This window comes from Parabacteroides sp. AF18-52, from assembly GCF_003479145.1.
In the GTDB taxonomy this organism is placed as follows: Bacteria; Bacteroidota; Bacteroidia; order Bacteroidales; family Tannerellaceae; genus Parabacteroides; species Parabacteroides faecis.
Genome location: NZ_QUGR01000002.1, coordinates 831,274 through 858,223, shown reverse-complemented (window position 1 = coordinate 858,223; position 26,950 = coordinate 831,274). Strand labels below are relative to the sequence as shown.

The window sequence follows — 26,950 nt, the reverse complement described above, 5'->3', positions numbered from 1 at the left end:
ACCGGACAAAAGAAAGTAAGCAAGGGCAGACGGTGGATGCCTTGGCTCTCGGAGGCGATGAAGGACGTGATAAGCTGCGATAAGCTGGGGGTAGATGCAAATAATCTTTGATCCCCGGATTTCCGAATGGGGCAACCCGGCAGGTTGAAGGCCTGCCATCCTGAACAGGGAGGCGAACGTGGGGAACTGAAACATCTAAGTACCCATAGGAGGAGAAAATAATAATGATTCCGCAAGTAGTGGCGAGCGAACGCGGAAGAGCCCAAACCGGTATTGTTTAGGCAATACCGGGGTTGTAGGACCACGTTGTGGCAAGAAATTAGGAAAGTGGAACGCTTTGGAAAAAGCGATCATAGAGGGTGAAAATCCCGTACACGACTTTCTAACGAAGCCTAGTGGTATCCTGAGTAGCGCGGAGCACGAGGAATTCTGTGTGAATTAGCGGGGCCCATCCCGTAAGGCTAAATACTCCCGAGAGACCGATAGCGAACCAGTACCGTGAGGGAAAGGTGAAAAGAACCTCGAACAGAGGAGTGAAATAGACCCTGAACCCGTCTGCCTACAAGCGGTCGGAGCAACTTCGGTTGTGACGGCGTGCCTTTTGCATAATGAACCTACGAGTTACTTTCTCCGGCAAGGTTAAGTATTTCAGATACGGAGCCGAAGCGAAAGCGAGTCTGAATAGGGCGAATTAGTCGGAGGGAGTAGACGCGAAACCAAGTGATCTACCCATGGTCAGGTTGAAGGTTAGGTAACACTAACTGGAGGACCGAACCGGTAAGCGTTGAAAAGCTTTCGGATGAACTGTGGGTAGGGGTGAAAGGCTAATCAAACTTGGAGATAGCTCGTACTCCCCGAAATGCATTTAGGTGCAGCCTTTATTTAGTATAGCATGAGGTAGAGCGACTGATTGGATGCGAGGGCTTCACCGCCTATCAAGTCCAGATAAACTCCGAATGCGTGCTATATATTGATAAGGAGTGAGGGCGCGGGTGCTAAGGTCCGCGTCCGAGAGGAGAAGAATCCAGACCATCAGCTAAGGTCCCCAAATAACAGTTAAGTTGAACTAACGAAGTCAGACTGCAGAGACAGCTAGGATGTTGGCTTGGAAGCAGCCATTCATTTAAAGAGTGCGTAACAGCTCACTAGTCGAGGAGTTTGGCGTGGATAATACTCGGGCATAAACTGTTTACCGAAGCTATGGATCTCGTAAGAGATGGTAGGGGAGCATTCTATGGACGTTGAAGGTGAGGGATAACCCTTGCTGGAGTGCATAGAAAAGCAAATGTAGGTATAAGTAACGATAAAGGAAGTGAGAAACTTCCTCGCCGAAAGACTAAGGTTTCCTGATCAACGTTAATCGGATCAGGGTAAGTCGGGACCTAAGGATAAGCCGAACGGCGATTCCGATGGAAGAATGGTTTAATATTCCCATACTACTTTATTGAGCGATGTGGAGACGGAGAAGTGACAGTCCTGCCATCTGACGGAATAGATGGTTAAAGGGTGTAGGCGTTGATCGAAGTAGGCAAATCCGCTTTGAGAGCTGAACCTGACAGTATACCGAGTACTTGTACAAGGTAATATGGACGTAATCAGGCTCCCTAGAAAATCCGCTAAGCATATCAATAAAGTACCCGTACCGTAAACGGACACACGTAGTTGGGTTGAGAATACTGAGGCGCTCGAGTGATTCACGGTTAAGGAACTAGGCAAATTGACCCTGTAACTTCGGGATAAAGGGTCCCTATCGAAAGGTAGGGCGCAGAGAATAGGTCCAGGCAACTGTTTAACAAAAACACATGGCTGTGCAAAATAGAAATATGAAGTATACAGCCTGACACCTGCCCGGTGCTGGAAGGTTAAGAGGAGATGTCATCGCAAGAGAAGTATTGAATTGAAGCCCCAGTAAACGGCGGCCGTAACTATAACGGTCCTAAGGTAGCGAAATTCCTTGTCGGGTAAGTTCCGACCTGCACGAATGGTGTAATGATCTGGACACTGTCTCAACCGTGAGCTCGGTGAAATTGTAGTATCGGTGAAGATGCCGATTACCCGCGATGGGACGAAAAGACCCCGTGAACCTTTACTATAGCTTTACATTGAATTTGGGCAACTAATGTGTAGGATAGGCCGGAGGCTTTGAAGCAGGTACGCTAGTATTTGTGGAGCCGTCGTTGAAATACGGCCCTTTGGTTGTTTGAGTTCTAACTCGCGAGATGTGAGGACACTGTATGGTGGGTAGTTTGACTGGGGTGGTCGCCTCCAAAAGAGTAACGGAGGCTTCTAAAGGTACCCTCAGACCGATTGGTAACCGGTCGTAGAGTGTAATGGCATAAGGGTGCTTGACTGGGAGAGATACAACTCGATCAGGTAGGAAACTAGAGCATAGTGATCCGGTGGTTCCGCATGGAAGGGCCATCGCTCAAAGGATAAAAGGTACTCCGGGGATAACAGGCTGATCGCTCCCAAGAGCTCATATCGACGGAGCGGTTTGGCACCTCGATGTCGGCTCGTCACATCCTGGGGCTGGAGAAGGTCCCAAGGGTTGGGCTGTTCGCCCATTAAAGTGGCACGCGAGCTGGGTTCAGAACGTCGTGAGACAGTTCGGTCTCTATCTATCGTGGGCGTAGGAGATTTGAGTGGCTCTGACACTAGTACGAGAGGACCGTGTTGGACAGACCTCTGGTTTACCGGTTGTACCGCCAGGTGCACCGCCGGGTATCTAAGTCTGGATTGGATAAGTGCTGAAAGCATCTAAGTACGAAGCCAGCCTCAAGATAAGATCTCCCTGAGGGTCGTTGTAGACTACGACGTAGATAGGCTACAGGTGTAAGGGCAGTAATGTCGAAGCCGAGTAGTACTAATAGCCCGAGACTTTCTTTTTCCGGAGAAAGGGTTGATATATCAGCAGGTGATGGGTAGTAATACCTGTCATATAGCTCAAAGAAAATGAGTTACGTTAAAGTAACGTTGTCCAAAGTCAAACATCTTAAAAGGTATTAAGGTGGTTATAGCGTTGGGGATCCACCTCTTCCCATTCCGAACAGAGAAGTTAAGCCCAACCACGTCGATGGTACTGCGTAAAAGTGGGAGAGTAGATAGCCGCCGTTTTAGTAAGTCAAAAGACTGAAAGGTAGAAGGAGTTCATTCGAAAGAGTGGACTCCTTTTTTCATTTATCATGGTTTCACTTTTCTTTATTGGCATAATGGAACCGACTCCTTTTTTGTTTTATACAAATCCTCTATCTTTGTCCAAAAATCAATGCTTTATGATCAAGTCTTATATTTTATTTGTATTCCTTCTCGTATCCTCTGTTCTTTCTGCTCAGAAAGATATAAGTTATATCGTAGAAAAAGATGTTCCATATCGTACGACAGGCGATCCTTATGGCCTGGAACGTTGCAAAGTGGATATTTATTATCCGGAAAACCTGGAGGATTTCGGAACAGTCGTTTGGTTTCATGGCGGGGGACTGTCCGGTGGAAGTAAATTTATTCCGGATGAGTTGAAAAATTGCGGACTGGCAGTTGTTGCCGTCAATTATCGTTTATTACCCAAATGTTCTATTAAAGATTGTATCGATGATGCGGCCGCTGCGGTTGCATGGACTTTTAAGACAATCGAGAAATATGGAGGTAGCCGACAACGTATTTTTGTCTCAGGACATTCTGCAGGCGGCTATCTGACAAATATGATCGGATTGGATAAAAAATGGCTCCAGGTATATTCGATAGATGCCGATTCTATTGCTGCGTTAATACCTTTTAGCGGGCATGCTATCAGTCATTTTGCGTACCGGGAATCTTTAGGGATGAAAGAGACGCAGCCCAGTATCGATGAATATGCCCCTCTTTATTATGTCCGTCCGGATGCTCCTCCTTTAATAATTGTGTCCGGAGACCGTGAAATGGAGATGCTGGGACGCTATGAGGAAAATGCATACTTCTGGCGTATGATGAAGGTGGCAGGACATAAAGAAACCTATTTGTATGAACTGGATGGCTATGATCACGGCTCGATGGCGGCTCCGGCTTTTCATATACTGAAGAATCATGTGAAAAAGATTTTGGAAACGCGTTGAAAGGGAGAAGAAAACCTGTTCCCGTGATTGACACGGGAACGGATTATATCATTCGTAGCGTACTGCTGTTCCGGCAGCTGTGACCATCAGCATACTTCCGCTCCCTCCTACAGTTTCATAGTCCAGGTCCACCGCAATGACAGCATTGGCGCCCAGGCGGGCAGCATGTTCGCTCATTTCCTGCAAAGCCGTATCTTTTGCTTCGCGTAACACACTTTCGTATGAGCCGGCCCGACCGCCTACGATATCGCGTATTCCAGCAAAAAAATCTTTGAATACATTTGCCCCGATGATTGTCTCGCCGGAAACTATTCCATAATATTGGGTGATCTTTTTCCCTTCGATGTTGTTTGTCGTTGTTAATAACATAGCTTTTTTATTTTATAGTCTGCAACAAATATATCCATTATATTGAATAGATGATTGGATTTGGAACAAATAAAAACGGGCAGAGGTTCATTTGTATGGAATCTCTGCCCGTCGTTTATCGGATGCCTATCCGTTTGTCATTGGGTGCTTATCCGCTTGTGAACGGATAAGCATCGGATTTTTACGGATGTGTGTTCGTCATTTCAAATACAAGTTTACCACCTTTAACGATATCCTTATGCGAGATAAACGGAGTATCCAGTACTTTACCGTTCAGCAAAACTCTTTCTATATATTTGTTCTCCGGGCTGTTGTTTTCCACCCGGATCTCAAAAGCTCCCCCTTTCACGCGTATTAAAGCACGATCTATCATCGGACGTCCCAATGTGTAAACCGGAATACCCGGAGCAACCTGGTAGAAGCCTAATGCACTCATAACATACCATGCCGACATCTGTCCGCAATCTTCATTACCGATGATGCCATCCGGTTTATTCGTATAGAATTCACGCATAATATAGTCCAGGCGTTCTTGTCCTTTCCAGGGTGAATCCGTCCAGTTATATAAGTACGCCATATGATGGCTCGGCTCGTTACCGTGAGCATACTGGCCGATCAGACCGGTGATATCGCCTGATGCATGTTCACCATCGACCTGTGAAGATGTTGTAAACAAGGTATCCAGACGTGTTTCCAATTCTTTCTTGCCACCGATCGTAGCAATGAAGTTATCCATATCATGCGGTGCGAAGAAACTCCACTGGAAAGCATTTCCTTCCGTATAATCACTTCTCATGTGTGCGGAGTAACGCGGATTGAACGGAGTGCGGAAAGTTCCGTCACCCATAATGGGACGCATCATCTTTGTTTCCGGGTCCAGATAACGTTTGTAGTATTCCCCTTTGGCAGCATAAACCTGTGCCAACGAATCCAATCCTGCTTTAGCAGCTATTTGTGAGATACACCAATCTTCATAAGCCATTTCCAATCCCCAGGATACGGATTCGGGAACGGAGTCAGCCGGAACGAAACCATATTTTTCTTTATAATAAGGATGGCGGGTGATCAGATCGAGTTCGCGTGTCCCCTTGAACTTTTCAGCCAGGTCTTCACGGTAAACAGAAGAACGTGCACCGGCTTCCGCCCATGTTTTCAGGTCGCCGTCAGCCAGGTCTTTACAAACCAGGTCAGCCAGAACAGATACGGCGGGATAACCTACCATACAACCTGTGTAGCTCGAAGCTAACGGCCATTTCGGCAGGATACCGCCTTCTTTATATCCCTGTACCAATACTTTACCCCAGTCGGCAGCCAGATCCGGATTGATGATCGTCATCAACGGATGCAAGGCACGGAATGTATCCCACAAAGAGAATACGGAATAGTTCGTATAACCGGGTTCTGCCTTATGTACCTTTTTATCCATACCCAGATAACGCCCATCTACGTCCTGATAAGCGAACGGAGCGATCATCGTATGGTATAGAGCTGTGTAGAAATTCACCATTACAGTAGGATCTGCCTGAATTTCGATTGCATTCAGCGCGTCGTTCCATATCTCAGCCGATTTGATGCGGGTTGCTTCGAAATCCCAGCCTGGAAGCTCTGCTTCGAGATTCTTTTCTGCTCCTTCCGTATCTACCATGGAAAGTGCCACCTTTACGTACAGAGGTTCTGCCTTTTCCGGGAATTTATAATGGAATTTCAGATCTTCAGCAGTATTGATACGCAGGAACAATGAATCCTGACGCAATTTACCGTCGATATATTGGTATATTGTTTCGATAGGTTCAGAGAAGGTGATCCGGTAAGAAACCGAGTGGAAATGTGCCCACCCTTGTGTACGGACAGTACCTTCAACTGTCGAATCATTCACGAACAGATAGCTGTTATCTACCAGTTTATGTCCCCAGTTCGGTTGGAGGATATGCCCCAGGTCGAGCATTACGCGGCGATCTTTAGGATTGTCGTAGGTATATTTGTGGAAACCTACTTTATCGGTACTTGTCAATTCCACGTTTACGCCGAAGTTATCCAGGCGTACGGCGTAATAACCCGGAGTCGCTTTTTCGGTGTCCTTATTGAAAAGACCTACAGGTTTGATTGAGTCGGCACCGGAGAAAGGCAGTAATGCTACATCCCCCAGGTCGCCGATACCGGTACCTGAAAGGTGTGTATGACTGAATCCGTAGATTTCCCGGTCGTCATAATGATAACCGCTACTGGCATCCCAGCCCATGATATGAGTGTCGGGGCTAACCTGTACCATGGCGAACGGACGGGTGGCACCGGGAAAGGTATGTCCGTGGAATCCGGTTCCGATGAACGGATCGACATACTTGATTTCATCGCTTAATAAGCCGCTGCCGGGGGCTGACTGGCATCCTGCCAGCAGGCAAAGTACAGCAGCCTGGAGGAATAAGATTGTCTTTTTCACTTTTTATTTATTGATTTAGTTTGATATTATGCGTATCAATTATTTGTTAGAACTGCTACAAATATAATGAAAAAGAACTATATAGCGGTGTTTTTCTATCATCTGGTAAAAAAAAGTGACAGAAAACTGCAACCTTTTATCTGGGTTACTCGTCTAATATAACAGAGATGAGAACAGACGAATTCATAACAAGGATACTGCCGCTAAAAGACAACCTGTTACGGGTTGCTTTCAGGATCACCGGTAATGCAGATCGTTCGGAACAGATCGTTCAGGACGTTATGTTGAAGGTTTGGAATGAACGGGCCGCATGGATCGTAATAGAAGACCTTCCCTCTTATTGCCTGATGGTCACACGGAATATGGCGTTGGAAACAGTCAACTTAAAGAAGAAGCGAACAGAAAGTTTCGTAGTCAGATAATATTGTTTAAACAGCGAATATGGATTGTAACCGTATTACATTATTGTTGGACAAATACTGGGAGTGTGCTACCACTATTGAAGAAGAACGGGAATTGCGTCACTTTTTCTCGGCTGAAACATTGCCGCCGGAGTTACGCCCTTACCGTGCCTGGTTCATGTCTCCCGAAGCTGAGATCCTGCCACCGTTAGGGAAGGAGTTTGACTTGAAAGTTCTCCAGCGGATCAGCAGGGAGAAGAAACGGCGGCATCTTCGTCTTTTCTATTCATTTACCACTTTGGTAAGTGTCATTATTATCCTTTTGTTAGTCCTGTTGCTGACATCTTCTTTTATGATAGAGAAGAATTGCTGTGTTTGATATATTCTTACCTTTGCAGGAAATTTGAAAGATTATGTTCACGGTAATTGGAATCATGTTTGGTGGCATCGCTGCCGGATATCTTTTGCGGAAGGTGGAACTGCTGCAAAAGATCGGTAAGCCTATTTCTTATACAATCCTACTCTTGCTGTTTCTGCTGGGTATCTCGGTAGGGGCGAATGATGCGATTGTCAATAATCTGACAACATTGGGCGGACAGGCTTTTCTGATCGCTTTGGCCGGAACTGCCGGAAGTGTGCTGGCTGCCTGGGGCGTTTACCATTTCTTCTTTAAGGAAAGGAGGGGGGAATGAGGGGGAGTCTGATCGTTGTCGCTTTCTTTGCATTCGGCTGTATCCTGGGATGGAGCGGGTATCTGCCGGATGTAATCGTTGAAAATAATATGACTATGTATGTGCTTTACCTGCTGATGTTTCAGGTAGGGTTGAGTATCGGTAGCGATAAGAAGTTGAAAGATATCTTGTGTAGTATCCGACCTAAACTATTACTGGTCCCTTTGGCTACTATTATCGGGACACTGACAGCTTCGGCTCTGATCAGTCTGGTGATAACCAAATGGAGTGTGTTCGACTGTCTGGCGGTGGGTAGCGGATTTGCTTATTATTCATTGTCATCTATCCTGATAACGGAATTGAAGGAGGCCTCTTTGGGTGTCCAGATGGCTACGGAGTTGGGAACGATCGCATTGATAGCCAATATAATCCGTGAGATTATAGCTCTGCTGGGCGCTCCTTTATTTGTCAGGTATTTCGGCCGTTTGGCTCCTATCTGTGCCGGAGGAGCGACGACGATGGATACAACATTACCGATTATTACCCGTTATTCAGGAAAAGATCTGGTATTCGTTTCTATCTTCCACGGTATTCTGGTCGATTTTACGGTACCGTTCTTTGTCTCTTTTTTCTGTTCAATGTGAATAGGATAGTCAATAAAGATAGCATAATGACCTGTATGAGAAACTTACTGATTGCTATATTGCTGCTCATTTCGTTCTGCGCAGCCGGACAGCCGGGGCGAAGACTGGATAAACTGGGAGATAACGATGCGATCCCGGCCGGACAAGCCGCATTTTACGGTGATTTCATCCAACGCCTGAAAAAGTTTAAGAGCGGAGGTTATCCCCAGGATATCCGGATAATCAATATTGAGACGAACGAAGTATTTATCTTCAGGGTAAAGTCTACCTTTAAGACTTCCAAGGAAAATCCGTTCTGTTACCTGATCGAACCGGGAACGTATGCGATCCTGAATTATTGGTGGACGGAAAGTAAATGGTATGGCGGTAAATCCTATATGGAACCCATTTATAAAGGAGAAGACTCTATCCTGGAGACGGAACGGAAGATAAAGAACAAGGAACAACGCCCGGACGAACTGGTCCTGTTTAAATTTACCGTTGCCCCGAATACGCTGAACTATGCCGGCACCTGGCATTTCGAGCAATCCCCCGTTTATTTTACCGACGATAAGGAACAAGCCGACAATCGAATGAAAGATAAATATAAAAAGCTAGACTTTTCATCTTCCCGCATGGCGATACCCGATTAAAACAGTCTTTTTATCCGATATTAAATCACTACCTTTGTGGAAAGTATCCGTTAAAAAGGTTATTCCGTCATGATAAAGTATATAAAAGTTCCGACAGCCCTTATTTCGGGTGATTGTACGCAAAGTTCGCTCCGGTTGGAAGGGGGAACTGTTATTGAGTCCTGCATTCATAGCATGGGATCTTCCGGTACGATGTTCCTTGAAGAACATATGCTGATGATGGTACTCGATGGTACGGTAACCCTCCATTACGGCAAACAAACCTATGTTGTCGGAAAGCATGAGATGATCTTGTTGCGAAAGGCGACGGTAGTCAGTTATGAAAAAGAGGGAAACCCCGATAATGCCGACATATTCGACAGCCAGATGTTTTGCCTGAAAGACGAGTTGCTGAAAGAGTTCCTTACGATGCAGCATGTCAATATTCCCCGTATGACGGAAGAGATCAGGAACACGGTCAATCCTATGAGCGACTGTCTGGTTGCCTTTGCCCATTCCCTGAAACCTTACTTCAATGCCCCGGCTTCCGTCAATCCTGGACTGTTGAAACTAAAGATCATGGAGATGCTGTATGACGTCTCGGAATGCAGCAAGAATATATTCCGCCAGATATTACAACTGCGTCAGCCTGTGCGGACGGATATCCGGCAGGTGGTGGAGCAACATTATGCCTCACCGATCACCCTCCCCGAACTGGCTTATCTTTCCGGTCGCAGCCTGTCGAGTTTCAAGCGTGACTTCCAGAGCACTTATAATATGCCGCCCGCCCAATGGATACGTGAACATCGTTTGAGCCGGGCGAAAGAGATGCTGCAAAATACGGCGATGTCTGTTTCCGATGTCTGTTATTCGTTAGGCTTTGAAAATCCTACGCATTTCTCCCGTATCTTCAAAGATCACTACGGGATGCCCCCTTCCGAATTGCTGAATAAGAAAAGCATATTGAACTAAACAGTCATATTCTTTGAGCCGGATGGAAACTTCCGAGGACTTGTCTATCGTTAACTTTGTATGCAACTAATAGTAAAAGCAGCGATTATGAACAAGAAAATCATTATTCTGAACGGCAGTCCCCGTATGAAAGGAAACACGGCAGGACTTATCGACGCATTTGTACAGGGAGCGGAACAGGTTGGACATACAGTGAAAACCTTTAACCTGCAAAAGATGAATATCCATCCTTGCCTGGGATGTCTGGGAGGAGGTAAAAATCCGGACAGTCCTTGTACCCAGAAAGATGACATGGACCAGATCTATCCTGTTTATGAGGAAGCGGATATTGTGGTACTGGCATCACCGATGTATTACTGGAGCATTACCGCCCAGTTGAAAGCCGCTTTCGACCGTCTGTTTGCCGTAGCCGAAAAAGACGGAGATTACAGAAACCAGAAGAAAGAATGTATCATGTTGATGGCGGCTGAAGGAGATACCAGAGACAATTTTGAGCCGGTAGAACATTATTATCATGCTTTATTGAAACATCTGGAATGGAAGAATGCCGGTGAGGTATATGCGGGAGGTGTTATGAAGATCGGAGATATTAAAGGACATCCGGCTTTAGATGAGGCACGGCAGCTAGGTTTGTCAATCCGGTAATCCGATTATTTAACTGATATAAAAGAGCGGATCAAATCAGAACCATAAAACAGGCTACTGATTTAATCCGCTTTTTATATTTGTCAGGTATTTACTTTTTTACCGTCTGTAACATCACTTTCACCGCTTCTTCCAGTTGATGGTCTTCGCCTTTCAACTGTGATTCCGGGGTGTTGTAGATTTTAATATCCGGTTCCAGTTCATGGTTCTCCAGGTAGTTGCCTTGCATATCCTGGACACCAACCTGCGGAATACCGAATATAATAGATGGATCGATCTGAGCTTCCCACCAAACGGCTGTCATAGTTCCCGGTACGGGGGCACCGATCAGCTTACCGATACCCAATGTCTTGTATACCCAGGGGAAGCCGTGGGCGTTCGAATAGTTATCTTCGCAAACCAGTACACACGACGGTTTCAGCCATTTGTTGAACGGATCGCTACCGATATACTGTCCGCGTGGCATGAAACGCTGATATTCTTTACCGCTCAATAACGTAGCCAGGTCGTCATGCAACCAGCCGCCACCGTTGTGGCGGGTATCGACGATCACCGCTTCCTTGTTGCGGCAACGGCCCAGTAATTCGGAGTAGACTTCGCGGAAACTTTCGCTGTTCATGCCTTTGACATGTACATAGCCGATTTTTCCACCTGAAAGTTCGTCTACTTTCTTGCGGCAGTTTTCTACCCAACGTTTGTACAGCAGGTTCGACTGTTCGCCGTAAGAGATCGGCTTAACCTGTTCCTCAAAACGTTCTTTCGTTGCCGGATTGTAAACGGACAATAACACTTTTTTTCCGGTTTTTCCGCTTAACAACGGATAATAATCTTCCCCATTCTTAATCGGTTTCTCATTGATCTTTTCGATGATACAACCCGGTTTGATCTTGGTATCTGCCAGGGTCAACGGGCCTTTTGCGATGATCTCGGCAATCTTCAAACCGTCGCCGTTGTAGCTGTTATCATAGAATGCCCCCAGGCAAGCCGTTGCCGGAGTAGAGGAGCTGGCATAGTAACGGGCACCTGTATGTGAACCGTTTAATTCGCCTAACAATTCCGATAACATTTCCTGGAAATCGTAATTGTTGTTGATGTGCGGCAAATAGCGGGCATATGCTTTCTTATAGCCTTCCCAATCGATGCCATGGATAGTCGGATCATAGAATTTGTCTTCTACCTGACGCCATACATGACTGAAAATATATTCACGTTCCTGTGGAGGACGGTAAGAAAATTCAGCTTTGAACGGGATATTTTCAGTCTTGCTGTCCTTGACTGCTACCTTTTTCAATTGACCGCCCGATACAAGGAAGAGGTTTTCACCCTTTTTGTCGGTAAACATTGTTCCGCCCCCAACACCTTTTATCAATAGTTTGGTCGTATTTTCTTTAAAGTTGCGTTCCCACAGATCGTAACCGCTTTCAAAAGCGGCGCAGTAATAAAGTTTATCACCTTTTGGTGTCAATACGGCATCTCCCATGTTGGAAGAATTGATTGTCAGTCGGATAACACGGTCTTTTCGATTCTCCAGGTCAAACTTCAACGGATCGACAGGTTTATCCTTGTCGTCTTTCTTTTTATCCGCTTTTTTCTCTTTGGAATCCTTTTTATCATCCTTTTTGTCCTTGTCCTTCTCTTTGTCTTTATCTTCATCTTCGATCAGGGCAAGTTCTTCTTTGCTCAGACGGAATTTATCGTAAGCTTCGGCGTCAAAGAACATGATATAGGTGTCGTCCTGTGAACCCCAGCTGCCATGACTGCGGTAACCAGCCCGGTCGGACGACCAGATCATTGCTTTCCCATCGAGTACCCATTTGGGATTACTGTCCGAATAACCGCTTTCCGTCAGATTGGTAATATCTCCGCTGCCATCCGCTTTTACCAGTGCGATGTCTTTGTTATTCCATCCGCCGATAGCTATATATTGTACCAGGAACCATTTGCTGTCGGGTGACCATTGATAAGTCTGATCTCCGTCGCTGTAGGAGTAATTGTATTTACCGTCCAAGACTGTACGTACCTGTTTACTTTTCAGATTGATCACACGCAATGTCGTACGATCTTCCAGGAAAGCAACCTCTTTTCCGTCAGGTGAATAAGCCGGTTGGAAAGATGTTTTTTCCGTTACAACCAGCGGTTCCTCTTTTATTTCCTGGGCATAGGTAAAATACTTATCGTCTTTACGAACCAGGCTGCTCTGGTAGATACCCCATGTATCTCCCCGTTCTGCAGAATAAACCAGAGAACGACCGTCAGGGCTGAAATCAATATTACGCTCCTGTTGCGGTGTATCAGTGATCTGGCGGGTTGTCTCAAATTCAACGGAAGTAACATATACATCACCTCTTACGATAAAAGCCACCTCTTTCCCATTCGGAGATACGGCAATGCTGGTTGCTCCGTTTGACATCAGACGGTGGACCAGATCGTTCTCTGTCTGGTCAGAGATAATGCTCACTTTAACTTTTGACGGTTGGCCGCCTTCTTTGACTGTATATATTTCACCGTCATATCCGTAGCAAAGCATTCCGTTATTGTCGGAAGTCAGGAAGCGGACGGGGTGTGTCGTATGATTGGTTATCTGTTTGCCGTTTTTGCCGGTCAGGTCGTTTTTGAAGATGTTGAAACTACCTTTTTCTTCGCTCAGGTAATAAAAAGCTTTTCCGTCGGCTGTCCAGACCGGGTTACGGTCTTCACCGCGAAAAGTGGTGATCTTCTTGAAAGACCGCCCGTTATCCAATGAACATAGCCAGATATCACGCGTGATGGAAGACTGGTGATGTTTACGCCAGGGATCTTCATATCCTTTGAAGTCATTATACAACAGCTGGTTTCCGTCTTTGCTGAACGCTATATTTTCCATTGCCAGTGAAGAGTATAGCGTCGGTCGTCCTCCGGTCGTGCTGACCTGGTAGACCTGTGAAAACAGTGACGAAGGGAACTGGCTGTCTTTTACGTCCTGTTGGATAGAGGCTGTATAAAGAACATGGTCGTTGTCGCTGAATGTTTGAGGATATTCGCTGGCCGAATGGGTCGTCAGTTGAGTCGGTGCGCCTCCTTCTTTATTCATAATGAAGACGTCGAAATTTCCGTTACGGTCGGAAGCGAAAGCGATCCGTTTTCCGTCGGGCGACCAGACCGGACGTGTGTCATGAGCCTGATGGGTTGTCAACTGGGTGGCTTTACCACCGGTAGCCGGTACGGTATAGATATCACCTTTGTAGGTGAAAGCTATTGTTCCTCCGTCCGGAGAAATTGCCGGATAGCGCATCCATAACGGATCGTTGTCGGCAAAAACGGACCCTGTTAACAAAAGGGCCGATGTTAAGATTAGTAATTTTTTCATGCGTTTATGAATTTCTACAAAAGTACAGGATTATTTTCACACATGAAAAAAATTAGGAAGATCTCTCTATCTGATGTTCCTGATATTCACTGGGACTTTCTCCAAAATGTCTTTTAAAACATTCACGAAAATATTTGGGTGAATTGAATCCGCACCGGTAAGCAATTTCACTGACAGTCAGATCACTGTCGGACAGGAGTTTTTTGGCCTGCTCCAATCGTATGTTCTTTAGAAAATCGTTGGGAGTCTGATTGGTCAGCTGCTTTATTTTTTTGTAGAAAGGAGTATGGCTCATACCCAGTTCTTTCCCCAGGTCGTCTATTTTCAAATCGGAATTACTCAGGTTCTCCTTTATTATTCCGATCAGGTGAAGAAGGAATTGATTGTCTTTATCTTCAACAATAACTTTTTCGGGCTGAAGAGCCTGCAAGGTATTATTTCGTCGGGAGATAAGTATGCGGCTTTGCAGAATGTTTATAATTTTTGATTGCAGGATCGAGGGATTGAACGGCTTAGTGAGGTAATCGTCTGCACCGGCATCCAATCCCTCCACCTGATTCATGTCGGAAGCCAGGGCTGTCAACATGATGAAAGGAATGTGACAGGTATTGACATTCTGTTTTATATGTTTACAAAATTCTCTTCCGTCCATCTCCTGCATTAATATATCGGAAAGAATAACATCGGGTTGTTCCTTTTGAGCGATCTCCAATGCTTCCTTACCGTTTTCTGCAGTTAATATGTTGTAGGCATTCGACAAAAGGCTTGCGATATATATACGAAGCTCTTTGTTATCTTCCGCGATCAGAATAGTATGATGTTTAACCGCAGCTTCTTCATCCTGTTTTTTTTCGTTTATTTCGTTTGAAGGAACCGATAATGATTCCTTTTCCACTAAAGTCTTAATTTGCTGTTTGTCTGATTCTACGGACTCGATATAAGGAATTTCGACAATGAAAAGACTTCCTTTTCCTATCTCACTTTCCACTTTGATATTGCCTTGATGCAGACTCACTAATTTTTTTACAAGGGCTAATCCTATTCCGGTACCGGCCGTAATATCTTGTTTTATCTGGTAGAAACGTTCGAAGATAAACTCCTGCTGATCTTTCGGTATTCCTTTTCCTGAATCTTTGATGCAGATGTATATTTTTGAATTTGTTTCTTCCTTGTCTTTTCGTAAGGAAAGGATTATTTGTCCGTTTTCAGGTGTATGTTTAATCGCATTCGACAATAAATTGGAGATGATTTTCTGAATTATGACAGAATCTGCCTGACATATTAGAGCCTCCTCGTCATAATCGAACTGTAGGTTGATCCGTTTTTCTTTTGCTAAAGGGTAGAAGGGCTGGATCTCGTTTTTTAAAATGGCCGAGAGGTCGGAACAGACTGGCGAAAAGGAGAAAAATCCGGCTTCGGATTTCGAGAAATCAAGAAGTTCGTTTACTAATCCTAATAGTTTCAACCCATTATTTTGAATGATTTTCAGATATTCGTGTTGCATAGCCTTACCGACATTCTTGTTCAGTATACTGTTCACAGGACTGAGTATTAGTGTTAAAGGCGTCCGGAATTCATGGGTGATATTTGAAAAGAACTGTATTTTTAGTGAGTTTAATTTTTCCAGTTGCTTTCGTTCGAACTGTTCATTGGCCAATAAATTTCTCATTTTTATACGGTTGGTGTAAAAGCGGGTAATCAGGTAAAAGGTATAGATGATAATAATAATGTATATGGCATAGGCCCAAACGGTTCTCCACCAAGGAGGAAGGATAACGATTTTCAGCGTACTGCCATATTCATCCCATATTCCGTCGTTGTTGGAAGCGATAACCTGAAAGTGATAAGTTCCCGGATCCAGGTTGGTGAACATTACATTTCGTTGTTGACCAACGAATCTCCATTGGCTATCATAATTTTTTAACCGGTAGGCATATTGATTTTTTTCCGTATTAGTATAGTTCAATGCTACGTAATGGAGGCTGAATACTGAATTTTCGGGAGAAATCCGGATCTCATTTTTTCCGGTGACCGGTAGATAATGTGTTTTTTCTATCTTTTCTTCCTGATCGTTATTATAGAACTGACAATCGGTAATAATCACTTTAGGCAGGTTGGGATTGACAGAAATTTGTTTGGGGTCGAAATGATAAATGCCATTGACGCAGCCAAAGAAAAATTTACCGTCCTGGTCATGTAAAAAGCTCATATTATTAAATTCCCGGTTCAGAATACCGTCCTCGGGACCGAAATTGGTAAATCTTTCATCATCTAAATTCAGACAACTTAAACCTTTGTCGGTAGAGATCCATAGGTGATTATTATCCTGATCATACAACAAACCTTTTATCAGGTTGCCCGGCAGTCCGTCGTTAGTTGTATAATGTTGGATTTCTCCGGATTGGAGGGTATATTTTATAATACCGTTATACGTCCCCAGCCATAATATTTCGTTTATGAACCGGATGGGGGCGATTTTGTTTTTGTCTGCATACGGATTTTCTTGATCGGGTTGACAGATTAATTGAAATTCATTGCTAAATTCCTCATAGCAGAATAGTCCGCAGATGCTTCCTGCCCAAATCCTCCCTTCGCAATCTTCGTAAAGGGACAGGATATTGTTGGGGTTAAGTTGATTGTTGAATGTCCGGTAGAACTCTTCGAGTATTTGTTTTCCGGGGTTGTAACGGAATATTTTCCCTTGTGAGGTAGCAATCCAGATGTGATGCTTTTTATCTTCGATGATAAATTTGATAGTTGTGGAAGAGGATAGCTTTTGCCGGATAAGCCGCTCTATATGGCTTCTTTCCGGTTCCGGTCCGAGTATTTTCAATGATTTATCGTATGTTCCGATCCAGGTGAAACCTCTGGAGTCATATAGGGAACTATTGATAGGTGTGTCTTTTAATCCTGTAAACCTCTCATTTGCTTCGTGTGGAGCAATTTTATTGGTTGTTTTGTCATATATATAAAGACCTTTATTGTCTATGCCTACCAATAGCTTTTGTTCGCCTTGTTTACTAAGAGTCAAAACAGACTGGATACTGTTGTGCGAAAGGTCTTTTGACAAGATAGGGATATATTTGAATAGATTACGGTTGGGGTCGAATTTATTGATGCCTCCGTTGGTGGTACCGACCCATAAAATGTTGGTACGATCTTTATAAAGGCAAGTAACTGCGTCGGAGTTCAGGTTTTTATTATTGACAGTGCCAATGGTGGTACTATTTCCGGTTTGTGTATTATATTCGAGTAGACCGCTGTTTTCTGTCGCAATCATGATACGGGTATCGGAGATAGCACAGAGGCTCTGTATGTCTTTGATAGTTATAACCGGGGATGCCTCTCCGTATTTTAATAGTCCCTTTTCTTTACTTCCGATCCATAGTTCGCCGTTGGAAGCATTCAAAAAAGAAATAATGGAGACATGCGTATGGAGTGAGTCGAGTGATGTCTGATACATTTGTTTGCTTTTTGTATCTAAGTGCATAAGTCCAAGCTTTGAACAACCGATTAATAAAGAATCACGGTAAGAGGTAACCGTGCGGATAGGATCCTGGCGGATGGTAATATACGACTCCAGTTGTTTTTCTTTCGGTAAATAAGCGTATAGCATACCTCCGGCCGTACCGATCCAGAGTGTCTGATTTTGATCTTCGAACAGCGCCGTGACATGACGATTAGCAGGAGAATAGCCTGATAATTGTTCTAAATCGACATGTTCGAAATTATCTGTTTGAGGTTGGTAGCAACAGACTCCGTTGTTTGTTCCGATCCATAATCGCTCCGATGAATCATTATAAATAGTAGAGATATAATTTCCTTTTAATGAATGAATGTCATTAGGAATACTATAATATTCTCTCATTCGGTAACCGTCGTATTTATTTACTCCGTTGGTGGTGCCGATCCATATAAATCCCTGCGAATCCTGTTGGATACAGGTGATGTAGTTTTGTGATAGCCCATGTGTGGTTGTTATTTGCTCAAAATAATAGTCATATAAGGTTTGTGCATTTGTTACACCATGCAAGATCACGAAAAAAAATAACAAGTGTATTCTTTTTAGCGTTCGTATCCGGGGATTATCTAAAATTTGTAATGTATTCATTTCATTAAAACTGTGGTTGCTTAATAATAAATAGTACAAACGAACCTCTTACTTTGGTAAGCTCTGTTTGCTAATGGTAGAGGTATGATTTTCTTTGAAAAAATTAATGGTATTTTTGTTTTTACTCCTTTCTCTCTTTCCAGCTTCCAATTGTCATAAGCTAGCCGTTTTTCTTACAGTAAATCTCCTTTTATACGCTCTCCTATTTCTCAAATTTAGATTATCTGGTGAGATATATCCTCTTATTTTTAAAAAAAGTAGGATTTTTCTCCTTTTTGGTAGGATTTTTTCTTTTGGCTGAGAATATACGACCTGTTTAAAACATATTTCAGAAACCTGTCTTGGGAGGGAAAATTACATTTGCCAATGTCTTTCGGATGAAATTCAAGCATGTAAATTTTCAATTATTAACTTTTAAAGAATGTTCCTGATGACACAAAAGGTATGGAAATATCTGGTACTCTTTCTGACTGGAAGCTTGTTTCTGTTTGTGGCTTGTTCGGAAAAAGAGAACAACAAAAAAGACGACAATGGCTCCATCGAAGAAATCTCTGCAGAACGGTTCCGCAGTAACCGTATATTCATTAAGCATGGGTTGCAGATACAATGTTGGTTGGCTACCGATAATTTCAAGTTAGCAGGTGAGGCAGGTCAACCGGCCTATGTGATGCAGCCGTCGGATTGGGCATTGACGGGATTTACCGGTCCGACTTTTTATGGTCCTCCTCTGGTCAACACCTCTTTTTTTAAACATTTCCCGGGAAATCAATGGGCTATTGCGAAAGCACCACATGGCGACCAGATAAAGGTTGGTCCCACCGATCATGAAAAGCAAAGCGGTTTCCTGTCAGACGATCAGAAAACTTATCTCGATAAACTGGTTACGATTTGTTTTGGCGATGAAGAGGTTTACTCCGATACGAATCTTTATTTCCTGAAAGATTGGTATTTGACGGCAAGAAAACATTATCCGGATGCCCTGTTACACAATAACCAATATCCGGGATTGTGGTCTACTTCCAATCTGCGCAAATATGTGAAGGTGGCCCTGCCGGATCTGATAACCTACGACAGGTACTATTTCCATACTTCTGACAACGACGATTATATCGGTGCGAGAGACATGTCCCAGCATCTGAAAACTTATCGTGATGTTGCTTTGGAAGGGTGGGATGGAAATAAAAAGGAGTATATCGCTTTCGGACAATACATTCAGGGATTTGTGAATCAAGGTACCTATAAACTGACCGAATCTCAGCTTCGCCTGTATTATTTTATGACTCTGACATTCGGCGGAAAATGGTTGAATTGGTTCCGTTATCTGCAAGGTGACGGCTATGGCGGAGCTACGGCACCGACTCCCTGGTCGCTCTTGTTTGAAAACGGTATACCGGGACGTCCTTCCATTTACATGACCTGGGCTAACCAGTGTAATAAGGAATGTTTGAATCTGGGTGATTACCTGGTTCGCCTGAAAACATCCGATGTACGTTATGTCGCCGGAACTTCCCGTTATTCGGAAGGGCAACCGGATAATGTCGATGTTTTCAATCCGGCAGGTAGTTGTATCAAGCAAATCTGCGGACGTTTTTTTATTGACGGACTTGAGGCGGATGACGGTGCCGACCTCTATCTGGGTTATTTCGATATTATACCGAAAGAAGAACAGGGCGATCCCTCTTTTTTCAGGAAACAGAATGCCGATTTCTTTATGGTGACTAACGGTATGGCATCGAAATTGGAACAAGAGGCAACAGCCCTTAGCCAGATGGTGACACTCACGCTCGATTTATCTGATTTTGACAATCAAAAACTCTATTGGATCAACACGGAAACCGGTGAAAAAGAGGAGCTGGAAGCCGTGAACAGAACAGAAGAAGGTTCGACCTACAAATTCTTGTTGAAAGGTGGAACCGGAACTTTATTTATTGTGGAATAATCTTATTTTAAACGTGTTATTATGAGAAAAACAAAAACTAATTGTGCAAATGTGATCTTTCGGTTGCGGCATTATTCGCTGTTTTGGGGGATTACCGGTATTTCTTTGCTGGGGGCAGCAAATGCTTCTGCGGAAAATGTATCAGAACAATCGTCAGAGAAGGTCTCTTCCGTGTTACAATCCGTTCAGTCGAAGTTGAGAATCCGCGGGCAGGTATATGAAAAACTGGCCAATCCGATGCCGATGGTGGGTGTGAATATTACAGTGAAGGGCAAGCCGGTAGGTGTGACCACCGATATGGACGGTATTTTCGATATAGAGGTCGATAAGGGAGATGTACTGGTTTTCTCGTTTATTGGCTTTAAGACGGCGGAATACAGGGTGGAACGGCGTGAAGCTAATCTGGTTATTTCTTTGGAGGAAGATGTTAATACGTTGAACGAGGTAGTGGTAACGGGTATCTCGGAAGAACGTAAACTGAATTCTATTTCCGCCATATCGCAGGTTAAGATTGAAGCGAATGTGGTCAATAAACCGATTACTTCTTTATCGCAGGCATTACAAGGTGGGATTACAGGTATTTCCGTATCGCAGGGAAGCGGTCTTCCCGGTGGCGATGCTGCCACGATCAAAATCCGTGGTATATCGACGATTGGCAACAGCGACCCGCTGGTTCTGGTAGATGGTATTCCTATGGATATGAATCAGCTGGATCCGAACACCATCGAGAGTGTGACTGTACTGAAAGATGCTGCAGCCGCGGCTGTTTACGGTTCACGTGCAGCCAATGGTGTGATTGTCGTAAAAACCAGACGAGGGGATGTGGGGAAAGTAACCGTGAATTACAGCGGATACGGAGGTGTGCAGAAGGCTACTTATATGCCTGAATTTGTAAATGCTCCTACTTACATGCGAATGGTAAATGAAGCCTATGGTAATATCGGAGGTGATCCGGTGTATTCAAGCTCGGCTATTGCAACAACAGAGGCTGGGACCGATCCGTTACATTACCCGAACACGGATTGGATGGATTTACTTTGGAAAAACCAGGTGTTGCAAAATCATTCGCTCTCCATTTCCGGAGGTAATAATGTTGCCCGTTTCGCAATTACCGGTAATTATCTGAAACAGGATGGATTTATGGATAATTATGATTATAACCGGTTGAATTTGCGTGCCAATACAACAGTTAATCTGAGGGAGAACATCAGTGTCGATGTCGACCTGAATATGATACGTTCCAGCCAGCGTACGCCCTCGGTGGCTGATTCGGGAGGTTTGGATATGTTGTACTTATTGTATGGTATCCCGCCGACAATTGTAAGTAAATATCCGGAACGTGAGAACGACCCGAATACGTATTATGGCAATTATGGTTCCAACATGCAAAACCCTTTGGCGCAGTTGGAGCAAGGGGGGTACACACAGAACGTAACCGATAATATCAGTGTGAATTTACAGCCTCGCTGGACTATCATCCCTTCCCTCACCTGGCGTGGTCAATTCAGCTACCGTGTAAATAGCAGTACCAAAAAAGAAGAACGTCATGCATTTAATTTCTTCGACTATGACAACGGACAGCTTCTGGCAACCTGGGGAAACCGTTTTGCTGCCGGCCTGACCCGCTCCAGCTATTATTACCTGGGTACGACATTGGAATATACCCTTGAAAGAGATAAGCATCGTTTGTTTGCTATCGGAGGTACAAATGTTGAGTTGAATAATTCGGATGCCTGGAACGAGTATTCTATGCATTCTGCATTCATAAAGGCAAATTATACATTCAACGACCGCTATCTGCTGGAAGGAACCCTGCGTGTAGACGGATCTTCCCGCTTCGGTAAGAAACATAAATATGGATACTTCCCTTCTGTCGGTTTGGGATGGAATATATCGGAAGAGTCTTTTATGAAAGATATTAAGGAGATTAATAACTTAAAACTGAGAGCTTCTTACGGGCAGCTGGGCAACGAGAACATCGGTCTATATAAATACCAGACCTTGATCGATCCGGGTAACGGTAATGAAACGACATTCGGTAATCCGGACATCAGTTGGGAAAAAGTGAATATGTTCGATATCGGTGCCGATATCAGCCTGTTCAACGGAATGATTGACATCGTATTCGATTATTACGACAAACGAACCTCGGATATTTTGCTGACACCCCCTAACTCAATGGTCGGAGGTATGGGAACAACGACGATCAACGCAGGGCGTGTAAACAACAAAGGATGGGAGCTAAGTGTAAATGTTGCAAAGAAGTTCGGAGATTGGGATTTCTCTGTTTATGGTGGTGTATCACAGAATAAGAACAAGATAACCGATTTGCTCGGTGGTCCTTATGATAATGGAAATTCGATCCATACCGAAGGGCATGCCTTGAATAGTTTCTATATGTATAAATCAAACGGGTTGTTGCAGGAAGACGATTTCACGACGGGTGCCGACGGCACACTGGTTCCCAAAGAAGGCGTTGTCATTATCGATGGACAGAAACCTGGTGATATCCATTATGTAGACGTAAACGGCGATAAAGCCATTACTGCCGACGACCGTGTGATTATGGGTAACAGCGAGCCTAAGTTTAACTATTTTGCTAATATCACTGCCAGATGGAAAGGTATCGACCTGGAAATTTTATTTCAGGGGGTAAGAGGTGTCGAAGCCTATTATGGCGGTAATTTCGCAGTGCCTTTGCGTTTGGACGGAAACTCGACGACTCCGCAGGAATTCCATTTGGATTATTGGACTCCGGAAAATCCGGGTGCCTTTTTCCCGCGATTGACTCCGACACCGGGAAATAACTCTCTGTCTTCCGATTATTGGAAGTTTGATGCTAGTTATTGCCGTGTGAAATATATTCAATTGGGATATACCTTCAAGCAGGACTGGACGCGTAAATTCTTTGTAAATAACCTTCGTCTGTTTGTGAACTTTCAAAATCCGTTCACTTTGTCTGCCGAAAGTCGTGTAGATCCTGAAGGACGTGGAGGTCATACGACTTATCCGATGGTTAAGACTTATTCAGCCGGTTTAAATATTACATTTTAATAGATTACAAATATGAAAAAATATATTTATATATTGGGTTTGGCTCTGGCTATGAGCAGTTGTGAGGATTTTTTGACACGTGACGATCCTCAGGGTATTACGGATGAAGAATTCTGGAAAACCAGCGGACAGGTTGAATCCGTTTTAGGACAGTGTTATAATTTACCGCACGGATTTCACCACTATACAGCACCGTATGTCTCGATGGTTCATGCGGAAGGATTAACGGATAATTCTTATCATGGAGCCGATTACGAAGGATGGATTGTTTCGGTAGCGAACGGTACCGTCACAGCAGAAGAAGGCAAAATGAAAGATTTATGGTCTGAGCGTTATAAAATTATCCGGAAATGTTGCCGTCTGCTTGAGAATATGGACAGAGCTTACTTTGTCGATGAGCCGGAACGTGAGAAAATACGGGGGGAAGCGATTATCCTGCGTGTCTATTACCATTGGGAGTTAATGCGTTGGTTTGGTTTGGAAGAAGGCATTCCTATCGTTGATCATTCACTTACCCCGGTCGAGAATTTTATGCCCCGTTCTTCGGCCAGCGAGGTATACGACTGGATGCTGAATGAGCTTGACAGGGCAATTGCCGTTGCCGATCTGCCTTTCAAATATGACGATAGTCGTAAAACCAAAGTAGACCGTTCGGTAGCCTATGCATTGAAGTCGATCATCGCCTTGAATGCAAAACGATATGAAATTGCCAGGGATGCAGCCAAAAGGATCATCGATTCCGGAGAATATGAATTATATTATACTTCTCAGGCCGACAATGATCCGGGTAAGAATTTCCGCGATTTATTCCGCTCGGTAGGTCAGAATAATAAAGAACGTATTCTCTATACATCTGCAGGATTGCGGGAAGCCTTTTTCCGTAGTGCAGGTCCCGGGTTAGGGCAACAATGTACAGTGCATCCATTGCAAGGGTTTGTCAATGCCTTTGAAACGAAGCAAGGAAAGACATTGGACGAGTTGGGAACCGATTCCTTAGATATCTATTCCCGTAACCCGTTATACCATAATAACAGAGATCCGCGTTTAGGTTTATCGGTTATTATGCCGGGCGACAGTACAACTTTTACAGGTTATACTTATAATCCTTTTAGTGACGGACCGGAAGCTATCGGACGGCCAAATGCAACACGTTCCGGTTTTATGCTGAAGAAATTCATAGACCCGCTGGACCGAAACAAGCCGTATAACGGATCGAATGCATTCTATATTATTCGTTATCCGGAAATTTTGCTGAATTATGTAGAGGCTCTGATCGAACTGGGCGATTGGCAGAATGCCGATGTCCTGAGATACATCAATGACATTCGCCGTCGTGCTGATATGATAGAAGCGACTGCCGGTGTTTACAATGCGCAAGACAAAGTTCGTCAGTTGATGCGCCGCGAACGGAGAGTTGAGTTAGCCTTTGAAGGAACGCGTTATCTGGATATCCGTCGGTGGGGAATAGTGAAAGAAGTAATGGAAGGTCCTATCTTCGGAGCTATTCATCCTGATACAGGTAAGCCGATCCAAATTGAAGAACGAATCTTTATTTCCGGCAAAAATGAAGTATATCCTATCCCGCAGTCGGAAATTCTGGCGAATAAAAATATGACTCAAAACAAGGGTTATTTTGGTAACGAATAAAAGTCTGTAAATCAATATTGGGAGAAAAAGAGTAAGGCTGTTCAACAAATCTTGAACAGCCTCTCTTACTTCCGGCTTGATATTTATAGAGAAAATGATGTATATTAATAGTTAAAGATATGATTATAAGATTTTTGACCTTTTGTTCCTTTTGTTGTGCACTTCTTCTGTCCGGATGTATACAGGAACAAAAAAGTTTTACCTTCGATAATGCTTGCATTGTGATCAGTTCTGATCCGACCAGTTCTGTCCGGTTGGCAGCAACAGAGTTACAGTATTTCATTCATAAAACAACAGGTTTTTGTCCGGAGATTATTTCCGAATTACCCTCTGAAAAGACCAGAGCCATCTTTGTTGGAAAAAGTGCGTACACAGAAAAAATGAAATATCCGGATAGACCCTTTGAAGAACAGGAATATTTGATCGCCATCACTTCCGGACATATCGTTTTGATCGGTCAGGATGAAGACTATCAGTCGGATGCCGAACGTAATAAAGGACGGGACAATAACGGTCTTTCTCCGGAAAAAGATCGGCTTGTACTGAACTATGCAGCTGCAACCGGTGATTCTTCCGTAAAAGACGTTATGTTTGCTCTTCCTTCTATCTATGATGCACAAGGCACCTGCTATGCTGTTTACGACTTCATCGAACGTTTCCTGGGGGTACGTTTTTTCGGTCCCCATCCGGAGAATGTCTTTATTCCCGCCGCAAAGAAAATAAAAATCGATCGACAACAAATTCGCCGGACTCCGGCAATCAAACATCGCCATACAACATATACTTTCGATTGGCCGCTTATTAAAGACCAATATATAGGAGCCAGTGTAGAAATGCAGCAACTTTTTCTCCGCCGCTTGCGGATAGGAGGGCGTAAATGGGCCTCTAACCATGCTTTTACCGGCTATCAGGCCCGTTTTTTGCAAACACATCCCGAATACTTTGCCAAAGGTCGTGGCGGAGGAGCTTCTGAACGGCAATTCTGCTATACCAATCCTGGATTTATCAGGCAAGTAGCCCAGGATGCCGTCAATTATTTTAAGGGAGGAGGAACTATTGCCGAACAGGTTGCCCTGGGTGATTATTTTGCAGTTGTCCCATTGGATAATGCCAGCTGGTGTACCTGCAATGCCTGTCAACAGGAATTGGCTTTGGATAAAGAGAATATTGTTGGAGAGCATTTTAATTGCGGAACGGCCACACATTATATGTGGAACTTTATTAATAATGTAGCCCGGGAAGTCAAAAAGGAAGTGCCGGATAAAAAGATTGCAGCTTTGGCTTATCATGTTTATGCTTATCTGCCAAAAGATGTGGAGTTGGAAGATAATATATCGGTTGCTCCCTGCCTGCATCCACGAAACTATTGGGCTCCGGGGATGGAAAGAAATGAGATGAGTTTTTATAAAGCCTGGATAGAGGAAAGTAAGAAGTCAGGGCGGGATATTTACCTGTGGAATTATTTATGTTTTCCAACGGAACGTGGGTTGGTCACGGACTTTCACGTATTCTCGGGTTTCAATATCCATAAAACAAGTGAACAACTTCGTATGTATGCTTCCGATCAGGTAAAAGGTATTTTCTTATGTGGTACCGGCGAGCAACTGGATTTTTATATTACAATGAAATTGATGGATGATCCCAGTCTCGATACCGATGTCTTGCTGGATGATTTTTTTACCAACTATTTTGGTGCTGCCGCATCCGCCATGAAACAGTTTTATCTGAAGATAGAGTCGGTGTATAGCGATCCGAAGAATTATCCTGAAGAAATTCAAACCAAAGATGCCCAGTACCACCAGACTGAAGAGCTTGCCTGGAAATATCTGGGGACAAAGGAGGTGATGGACGAATTGGGTGAATACATAGCTGATGCCCGAAAGACCGCTTCGAATGAGATTGAAAAATCTCGTGTGGAAAGCTGGGTAAAAGGTATTTGGGAGTATATGATGGAAGGCTATCATGCTTACAATCAAAAATAGAGACATTTATTTTTTACCTGATAGCACTCAATGTCT

General features: G+C 44.0%; 16 protein-coding genes and 2 rRNA genes. 14 read left to right on the top strand and 4 right to left on the bottom strand.

Features of this window, described 5'->3' with window-relative positions; translation table 11 throughout:
* Nucleotides 1-9: 9 nt before the first annotated feature.
* The 3 genes from DWX23_RS06855 (at nt 10) to DWX23_RS06845 (ending at nt 4,085) form a co-directional block, all read left to right on the top strand.
* A 23S ribosomal RNA gene (locus tag DWX23_RS06855) occupies nt 10-2,886 on the top strand.
* 117 nt (nt 2,887-3,003) lie between these two features.
* A 5S ribosomal RNA gene (gene rrf / locus DWX23_RS06850) occupies nt 3,004-3,114 on the top strand.
* Nucleotides 3,115-3,272: 158 nt separating this feature from the next.
* The gene (locus DWX23_RS06845; protein ID WP_122357219.1) at nt 3,273-4,085 is read left to right on the top strand and encodes an alpha/beta hydrolase; all 813 of its coding nucleotides are present in this window, start codon (nt 3,273-3,275) and stop codon (nt 4,083-4,085) included.
* 48 nt (nt 4,086-4,133) lie between these two features.
* On the opposite strand, the gene DWX23_RS06840 is transcribed toward DWX23_RS06845, so the two are convergent.
* Both DWX23_RS06840 and DWX23_RS06835 read right to left on the bottom strand, forming a co-directional pair.
* On the bottom strand, nt 4,134-4,454 hold the full coding sequence (locus tag DWX23_RS06840) for a YbjQ family protein (RefSeq protein ID WP_122357216.1): 321 nt from the start codon (nt 4,452-4,454) through the stop codon (nt 4,134-4,136).
* A 181-nt stretch (nt 4,455-4,635) separates the two neighbouring features.
* Entirely contained in the window at nt 4,636-6,891 is a 2,256-nt protein-coding gene (locus DWX23_RS06835) for a GH92 family glycosyl hydrolase (protein WP_122373908.1), read from the bottom strand.
* Between the two features lie 167 nt (nt 6,892-7,058).
* Here DWX23_RS06835 and DWX23_RS06830 point away from each other — a divergent pair, with 167 nt between their 5' ends.
* The 7 genes from DWX23_RS06830 to DWX23_RS06800 all read left to right on the top strand — a co-directional run bounded on the left by DWX23_RS06830 (nt 7,059) and on the right by DWX23_RS06800 (nt 10,835).
* A complete protein-coding gene (locus tag DWX23_RS06830) occupies nt 7,059-7,313 on the top strand; it encodes a sigma factor (RefSeq protein WP_122373907.1) in 255 nt (84 codons plus the stop codon).
* 19 nt (nt 7,314-7,332) lie between these two features.
* A complete protein-coding gene (locus DWX23_RS06825; RefSeq protein ID WP_122357213.1) occupies nt 7,333-7,671 on the top strand; it encodes a hypothetical protein in 339 nt (112 codons plus the stop codon).
* 34 nt (nt 7,672-7,705) lie between these two features.
* Nucleotides 7,706-7,984 carry a LysO family transporter gene (locus DWX23_RS06820; RefSeq protein WP_122357212.1) on the top strand — a complete coding sequence of 93 codons (279 nt, stop codon included), beginning with the start codon at nt 7,706-7,708 and terminating at the stop codon, nt 7,982-7,984.
* Entirely contained in the window at nt 7,981-8,607 is a 627-nt protein-coding gene (locus tag DWX23_RS06815) for a lysine exporter LysO family protein (RefSeq protein ID WP_122373906.1), read from the top strand. Before DWX23_RS06820 ends, DWX23_RS06815 begins: the two co-directional genes overlap by 4 nt.
* Nucleotides 8,608-8,642: 35 nt before the next feature.
* Nucleotides 8,643-9,239, top strand: a complete 597-nt coding sequence (locus DWX23_RS06810) for a hypothetical protein (RefSeq protein WP_122373946.1) — start codon at nt 8,643-8,645, stop codon at nt 9,237-9,239.
* Nucleotides 9,240-9,308: 69 nt separating this feature from the next.
* The gene (locus DWX23_RS06805) at nt 9,309-10,190 is read left to right on the top strand and encodes an AraC family transcriptional regulator (RefSeq protein WP_122373905.1); all 882 of its coding nucleotides are present in this window, start codon (nt 9,309-9,311) and stop codon (nt 10,188-10,190) included.
* 87 nt (nt 10,191-10,277) lie between these two features.
* The gene (locus DWX23_RS06800) at nt 10,278-10,835 is read left to right on the top strand and encodes a flavodoxin family protein (RefSeq protein WP_122373904.1); all 558 of its coding nucleotides are present in this window, start codon (nt 10,278-10,280) and stop codon (nt 10,833-10,835) included.
* 91 nt (nt 10,836-10,926) lie between these two features.
* On the opposite strand, the gene DWX23_RS06795 is transcribed toward DWX23_RS06800, so the two are convergent.
* Nucleotides 10,927-14,181, bottom strand: coding sequence for a S41 family peptidase (locus DWX23_RS06795; RefSeq protein ID WP_122373903.1), 3,255 nt, complete (start codon nt 14,179-14,181; stop codon nt 10,927-10,929).
* A 52-nt stretch (nt 14,182-14,233) separates the two neighbouring features.
* Nucleotides 14,234-18,235, bottom strand: coding sequence for a hybrid sensor histidine kinase/response regulator transcription factor (locus tag DWX23_RS06790; RefSeq protein WP_158607055.1), 4,002 nt, complete (start codon nt 18,233-18,235; stop codon nt 14,234-14,236).
* A 487-nt stretch (nt 18,236-18,722) separates the two neighbouring features.
* On the opposite strand from DWX23_RS06790, the gene DWX23_RS06780 reads away from it, so the two are divergent.
* The 4 genes from DWX23_RS06780 to DWX23_RS06765 all read left to right on the top strand — a co-directional run bounded on the left by DWX23_RS06780 (nt 18,723) and on the right by DWX23_RS06765 (nt 26,914).
* Nucleotides 18,723-20,231, top strand: coding sequence for a hypothetical protein (locus DWX23_RS06780; RefSeq protein WP_122373900.1), 1,509 nt, complete (start codon nt 18,723-18,725; stop codon nt 20,229-20,231).
* A 21-nt stretch (nt 20,232-20,252) separates the two neighbouring features.
* Nucleotides 20,253-23,285, top strand: coding sequence for a TonB-dependent receptor (locus DWX23_RS06775; protein WP_122357188.1), 3,033 nt, complete (start codon nt 20,253-20,255; stop codon nt 23,283-23,285).
* A 12-nt stretch (nt 23,286-23,297) separates the two neighbouring features.
* A complete protein-coding gene (locus DWX23_RS06770) occupies nt 23,298-24,932 on the top strand; it encodes a RagB/SusD family nutrient uptake outer membrane protein (protein WP_122373899.1) in 1,635 nt (544 codons plus the stop codon).
* Nucleotides 24,933-25,051: 119 nt separating this feature from the next.
* Complete coding sequence (locus tag DWX23_RS06765) at nt 25,052-26,914, top strand: DUF4838 domain-containing protein (RefSeq protein ID WP_122373898.1); 1,863 nt, start codon at nt 25,052-25,054, stop codon at nt 26,912-26,914.
* The last annotated feature ends 36 nt before the right edge of the window (nt 26,915-26,950 follow it).